Origin of the sequence: Corallococcus llansteffanensis (genome assembly GCF_003612055.1) — a bacterium.
Lineage (GTDB): Bacteria > Myxococcota > Myxococcia > Myxococcales > Myxococcaceae > Corallococcus > Corallococcus llansteffanensis.
This window is the reverse complement of record NZ_RAWB01000720.1, coordinates 1-4,433: the sequence shown is the minus strand read 5'-3', so window position 1 is coordinate 4,433 and position 4,433 is coordinate 1. Positions and strand designations below refer to the sequence as shown.

At 72.5% G+C, this 4,433-nt stretch carries 5 protein-coding genes; all 5 read right to left on the bottom strand.

What is annotated here, in order from left to right:
* Positions 1-25: 25 nt before the first annotated feature.
* From folK to lysA, 5 genes are read right to left on the bottom strand one after another with little or no spacing between them, the layout of a single operon-like run.
* The gene (gene folK, locus D7V93_RS38905; protein WP_120648117.1) at positions 26-565 is read right to left on the bottom strand and encodes a 2-amino-4-hydroxy-6-hydroxymethyldihydropteridine diphosphokinase; all 540 of its coding nucleotides are present in this window, start codon (positions 563-565) and stop codon (positions 26-28) included.
* Positions 562-1,329: a fumarylacetoacetate hydrolase family protein gene (locus tag D7V93_RS38900; protein ID WP_120614488.1), complete on the bottom strand. Its 768-nt coding sequence runs from the start codon at positions 1,327-1,329 to the stop codon at positions 562-564. Before D7V93_RS38900 ends, folK begins: the two co-directional genes overlap by 4 nt.
* Positions 1,326-2,144, bottom strand: coding sequence for a 4-hydroxy-tetrahydrodipicolinate reductase (gene dapB, locus D7V93_RS38895; RefSeq protein ID WP_120648116.1), 819 nt, complete (start codon positions 2,142-2,144; stop codon positions 1,326-1,328). Before dapB ends, D7V93_RS38900 begins: the two co-directional genes overlap by 4 nt.
* Positions 2,145-2,160: 16 nt before the next feature.
* Positions 2,161-3,048, bottom strand: a complete 888-nt coding sequence (gene dapA / locus D7V93_RS38890; protein ID WP_120648115.1) for a 4-hydroxy-tetrahydrodipicolinate synthase — start codon at positions 3,046-3,048, stop codon at positions 2,161-2,163.
* A 16-nt stretch (positions 3,049-3,064) separates the two neighbouring features.
* Positions 3,065-4,312 carry a diaminopimelate decarboxylase gene (gene lysA, locus D7V93_RS38885; protein ID WP_120648114.1) on the bottom strand — a complete coding sequence of 416 codons (1,248 nt, stop codon included), beginning with the start codon at positions 4,310-4,312 and terminating at the stop codon, positions 3,065-3,067.
* Positions 4,313-4,433: the final 121 nt, after the last annotated feature.

Below are 4,433 nucleotides of genomic sequence, written 5' to 3'. Positions count from 1 at the left end.
GCCGTGGCCAGGACGAGGGACAGGCTCATAGTTCGTGCACGGGGAAACGGGCGCCCATGTCGGGCCAGTAGAGGGCCTCGCGCTTGCGGACGTCCTGGGGGGCAAGCTTCGCGAGCAGCTCCTGCACCGTCACGCCCAGCACCGGGTGCCGGGCCTGCGGCGCCAGCTCCGCCAGGGGCTCCAGCGCGAAGCGGCGCTTGTGCAGCTCCAGGTGGGGCACCTGGAGGTTGGCGTCCGCGACGACGGAGCGCTCCTCCTCGTCCCACAGGAGGATGTCCAGGTCGATGACGCGCGGGCCCCAGCGCTGCAGGCGGTGGCGGCCCAGGTCCTGCTCAATCCGCTGCAGGATGCACAGCAGGCGCTGCGGGGACAGGTCGCACTCCAGCATCACCGCGGCGTTCAGGAAGCGCGGCTGCGCGGGGCCCACCGGGGCGGTGTCGTACAGCGACGAGCAGCCCAGCACCGCGACCGCGTCGATGCACGACATGGCGGAGAGGGCGGCCACGAGGTGGCCCTCACGGTCGCCCTCGTTGGAACCCAGACCTACATAGACGGTCGCGCTCAAGGCTCCATCTCAACCGGGTTCACCAGGGTTCCGATTCCCTCCAGCTCCACCTCCACCGTGTCCCCCGCCACCAGCACGCCCACCCCGGACGGGGTGCCCGTGCTCACCAGGTCGCCGGGCAGCAGCGTCATGATGTGGGAGATGAATGACACCAGGCGGGCGGGGCTGAACACCATGTCGGACGTCCGGCCATCCTGGCGCACCTGTCCGTTCACCCGGCATACCACCCGCAGGTCCGCCGGGGACAGCCCCGTCACGGCCCAGGGGCCCGCGCAGGCGAAGGTGTCGTAGCCCTTGGCGCGGGTGTGCTGGATCTCCTTGCGCTGGATGTCGCGCGCGGTGACGTCGTTGAAGGCGGTGAGGCCCCAGATGGCGCGCGCGGCGGTGGCCTCGTCGGCGTTCTTCACGCGCTCGCCAATGAGCAGCGCCAGCTCCGCCTCGTGGTGGACCTCCTGGCTCGCCTTCGGGATGCGGATGGGCGAACCCGGACCGTTGAGCGCGGTGGAGGGCTTGGTGAAGATGAGCGGTTCGGTGGGGACGGGCTTGCCCATCTCCTCCGCGTGCTTGCGGTAGTTCTGCCCGATGCAGACGACCTTCGACGCGTCCGACGGGACGAGCAGCGACAGGCCCTTGAGCGACCGGCGCAGCCCCGTCTCCTTGCCGCCGGCCCAGGGCGCGGCGGTGAGCACCACCACCTCGTTGCCGTCGACGCGGCCGTAGCTGGCGCGGCCCTCCACCTGGAAGCGGCAGTAACGGGCGGTCATGTCTTCCCCTGGAGGCCGAGCACGTCGGCCATGTCATAGAGCCCCGGCGCCCGGCCCGCCACCCACCGCGCGGCCCTCAGCGCCCCGAGCGCGAACTGGTCCCGGTTCGTCGCCCGGTGGGTGAGCTCGATGCGCTCCCCCTCGCCGAAGAAGTACACGGTGTGCTCGCCCACCACGTCCCCGCCGCGCAGCGCCTGCACGCCAATCTCACCCGGCGGCCGGGCGCCCGTCTGCCCCTCGCGCGCGAACGTGAGGTCCTCGCGCGTGCGCCCCAGCGCGTCCGCGAGCACCTCCGCGAGCCTCAGCGCGGTGCCGCTGGGCGCGTCCTTCTTCATGCGGTGGTGCGCCTCCAGCACCTCCACGTCGAACGAGGGCCCCAGCACGCGCGCCAGCTCCGCCGCCATGCGGATGACCAGGTTGACGCCCACGGACATGTTGGGCGCCGCGACGATGGGCACCGCCTTCGCGTGCACCTGGAGCTGGGCGTGGGCCTCCGGCGTGAAGCCCGTGGAGCCCACCACCAGCGCCACGCCGCGCTCGGCGCACGCCCGCGCGTGGGCGAGGCTCGCCTCCGCGCTGGTGAAGTCCACGACGACGTCCGCCTTCGCGGAGTCCAGCGCGCGGCCCAGGTCGTCCGCCACGGCCACGTCCAGCGCCGCGCCCAGCCGCGCCACGAACCCCGCGTCCTGGCCCGACACAGGGCTGCCCGGGCGCGCGGTGGCGCCCACCACCTGGAGGTCGCTCGCGTCCCGCGCCAGGCGCAGGAGCGTGCTGCCCATGCGGCCGGTGATGCCGGTGATGACGGTGCGGGTCATGTGCGTGCCTGCTCCTCTAGCCCTTCAACAGCCCCAGCCGCGCGAGTTCGTCCTTCAGCTTCGCCGCATTCGCCCCGCCCATGGGCACGAGCGGCAGGCGGACCTCCGGACCGAACAGCCCCATCAGGTGCAGCGCCCACTTCACCGGGATGGGGTTGGACTCCACGAACAGCAGCCGGTGCAGTGCGTTCATCCGCACCTGGAGCCCGCGCGCCTTCGCAATGTCTCCGCTCCGCGCCGCCGCCACCAGGTCCGCCATCATCCGCGGCGCCACGTTGGAGGACACGGAGATGACGCCCTTGCCGCCGCACGCGATGAAGGGCAGCACCGTCAAGTCGTCGCCGGACAGCAGCGTCAGCCGGTCGCCGCACAGCTCGACGAGGTCCACCGCGCGCACGAGGTTGCCGGTGGCCTCCTTGAGCGCCACGACCTCCGGGACGTCGCACAGCCGCAGCACCGTCTCCGGCAGCAGGTCCACGCCCGTGCGGCCCGGCACGTTGTAGGCGATGAGCGGGAAGCCCGGGTGCGCCTTCGCGATGGCGCGGTAGTGCTCCACGAGCCCCGCCTGCGTGGGCTTGTTGTAGTAGGGCGTGACGATGAGCGCGCCGTCCGCGCCCACCTCGCGCGCGCGGCGCACCGAGTCGATGGTCTCCCGCGTGCTGTTGCTGCCCGCGCCCGCCACCACCGGCACGCGCCCCTTCACCTCGTCCACGACGACGGCGATGGCGCGCGCGCGCTCGTCGCCGTCCATCGTCACGGCTTCGCCCGTGGTGCCCATGGGCAAGAGCACGTTCGTGCCGCCTTCGAGCTGGGCACTGACCAGGGCGCGGAACGCCCCCTCGTCCAGCGCCCCGTTCAAGAACGGAGTGGCCAGCGCCGTCATGGAGCCTTCGAAGGTCTTCATTCCGGCGCTTATACGTTCAGGCCCGCTCGCCGCGCCAGAGGTCCTCGACGCGCTCACGCTCCCGGACGACACGCCACGCCTCCCCGTCCACCAGCACCTCGGCCGGCCGGGGGCGCGAGTTGTAGGTGGAAGCCATGCTCATCCCGTAAGCCCCGGCACTCATGAAGGCATACAGGTCGTCCTGGCGGGGCAGCACCAGGGGGCGCGCCCGGGCGAGCACGTCGGTGGACTCACACACCGGCCCCACGACATCCACCTCCACGGCCCGGCCCCGGCGCTTCACCAGGGGCTGGAGCGCGTGGTGCGCTTCGTAGAGGGCCGGGCGCAGCAGGTCGTTCATGCCCGCGTCCACCACCACGAAGGTGCGCGACGCCGTGGGCTTGCGGTACAGCACGCGCGTGAGCAGCACGCCCGCGTTGCCCACGAGCGCGCGCCCGGGCTCCAGGAGCAGCGTGGCCCCGGTGGACTCCGTCGCGGCCAGCACCGTGCGCGCGTACTCCTGCGGGCTGGGCGGCGTCTCGTCCGAGTAGGTGATGCCCAGCCCGCCGCCCACGTCCAGGTACTCCAGCGCGTGGCCCCGGGCCTTGAGCGCGACGTAGAGCTCCGCGACCTTGGAGATCGCGGCGCGCATGGGCGCCGTGCGCGTGAGCTGCGAGCCGATGTGACAGTCCAGCCCCAGCGCCTTCACGCCCTTCAGCTTCTTCGCGCGCGCGTAGAGGGCCAGCGCCTCTTCGAACGGCACGCCGAACTTGGACGTCTTCAGGCCGGTGGAGATGTAGCGGTGCGTGCGGGCGTCCACGTCCGGGTTCACGCGCAGCGCGAACGGCGCGCGCTTCCCCAGCCTGCGCCCCACCGCGTCCAGCGCCTCCAGTTCCTCCGCGCTCTCCACGTTGAAGAGCAGGATGCCGGCGTCCAGGGCCTGGGCCATCTCGTCCGGCGTCTTGCCCACGCCCGCGAACACGGTCTTCGAGGGGTCGCCGCCCGCCTGCTTCACGCGGGCCAGCTCGCCGCCGGACACGATGTCGAAGCCGCTGCCCACCCCCAGCCCCGCGAACAGCCGGAGGATGGCCAGGTTGGAGTTGGCCTTCACCGAATAGCAGAGGAGGTGCGGGTGGCCCTCGAACGCGTCCGTCACCTCGCGGAAGCGCTCCGTGAGGGCCCGGGCGGAGTAGACGTAGGTGGGCGTGCCCACCGCGTCCGCGATGGCCGACAGCGGAACGCCTTCCGCGTGCAGCACGCCCTTGCGGTACGGGAAGGCCGTCACTGCGGAAGCCCTGCGTCCGTGGAGGACGGCGGCACCGTGGGGCCAGAGGGCTCCACGGGTCCGCGCGGCGGCTCCTGCGGGGGCACCGTCTCCGGGGTGGGCGCGGGCGGCGGCGCCGGAC